The sequence below is a fragment of the Streptomyces phytophilus genome (assembly GCF_013870535.1).
In the GTDB taxonomy this organism is placed as follows: Bacteria; Actinomycetota; Actinomycetes; order Streptomycetales; family Streptomycetaceae; genus Streptomyces; species Streptomyces phytophilus.
The window spans coordinates 1-1,137 of sequence record NZ_JACBXC010001631.1; the positions used below are offsets into that span (position 1 = coordinate 1).

At 70.6% G+C, this 1,137-nt stretch carries 1 protein-coding gene and 1 pseudogene; one reads left to right on the plus strand and one right to left on the minus strand.

Features of this window, described 5'->3' with window-relative positions:
• The first annotated feature begins 68 nt into the window (after nucleotides 1-68).
• Nucleotides 69-971 carry a sterol desaturase family protein gene (locus H5J30_RS34785; protein WP_181791793.1) on the plus strand — a complete coding sequence of 301 codons (903 nt, stop codon included), beginning with the start codon at nucleotides 69-71 and terminating at the stop codon, nucleotides 969-971.
• Here the strand turns inward: H5J30_RS34785 and H5J30_RS37255 are convergent.
• Nucleotides 943-1,137: pseudogene (locus tag H5J30_RS37255) on the minus strand (hypothetical protein); the annotation flags it as partial. The gene H5J30_RS34785 and the pseudogene H5J30_RS37255 sit on opposite strands and share 29 nt — an antisense overlap.

The following is a 1,137-nucleotide window of genomic DNA, read 5'->3' on the forward strand; positions in this document are numbered from 1 at the left end:
CACCCCCGGGCCGACCGGCCGGTAACCACGCCTGGCGGAGCCGCGGACTCCGCTCTATGGTGCGAGGCATGCCCCAGCTGCCGGACGTGGTGCTCTGGTCCATACCGGCCTTCGTGCTGTTCACCGTCGTCGAGGCGGTGAGCTACCGGCTGCACCCCGACGACGACACGGCCGGCTACGAGTCCAGGGACGCCGCGACGAGCATGACCATGGGGCTCGGCAGCATCTTCTTCGACCTGCTGTGGAAGATCCCGATCGTGGCGGTCTACGCCGGCGTCCACGAACTGACGCCGCTGCGGATCCCGGTCGAGTGGTGGACGCTGCCGCTGATGCTGCTCGCGCAGGACTTCTTCTACTACTGGTCCCACCGAGGCCACCACGTCATCCGGATCCTGTGGGCGTGCCACGTGGTGCACCACTCCAGCCGGAAGTTCAACCTCAGCACCGCGCTGCGGCAGCCCTGGACGGGCTTCACCTCGTGGGTGTTCTACCTGCCGCTGGTCGCCGCCGGCGTCCACCCGGCGGCCCTGGCGTTCTGCTCCTCGACCAACCTCGTCTACCAGTTCTGGATCCACACCGAGCGCATCGGCACCCTCTGGCGCCCCTTCGAACTCGTCTTCAACACCCCCTCCCACCACCGCGTGCACCACGCCTCCCAGGGCAACTACCTGGACCGCAACTTCGGCGGCATCCTCATCGTCTGGGACCGGCTCTTCGGCTCCTTCGAACCGGAGCGGGAGCCCTGCCACTACGGGCTGACGAAGAACATCACGACGTACAACCCGCTGCGCGTGGCCACCCACGAGTACGCGGCCCTCGCCCGCGACGTACGCGCCGCCCGCGACTGGCGCGAGGGCCTGTCCCACCTCTTCCGTCCCCCCGGCTGGCACCCGCCCCGCAACCCGGCCCCCTCTCCGGCCGCCTCCCCGGCCCCCGTCTCGCTCACCAGGTCTTCCCGGCCTGCGCCCTGACCGTGCGGTCGATCCGGTCGACGAAGTCCGTCACCGCGATTTCCGGGGGGATCGCGCCCGGTTCCTCCCCGCCGCGGGCTCCCGGCCGTCCCGCGAGGACGTGCGGCACTCCGTACGCCAGACTGGGCGCATGGCCGAAGCCGCCGTACCGACCCACCGCCCCCGC

Bases quoted from the DNA above. Each gene is read 5' to 3' on its own strand.
- H5J30_RS34785 (WP_181791793.1), top strand. From the start codon at position 69: ATGCCCCAGCTGCCGGACGTGGTGCTCTGGTCCATACCGGCCTTCGTG.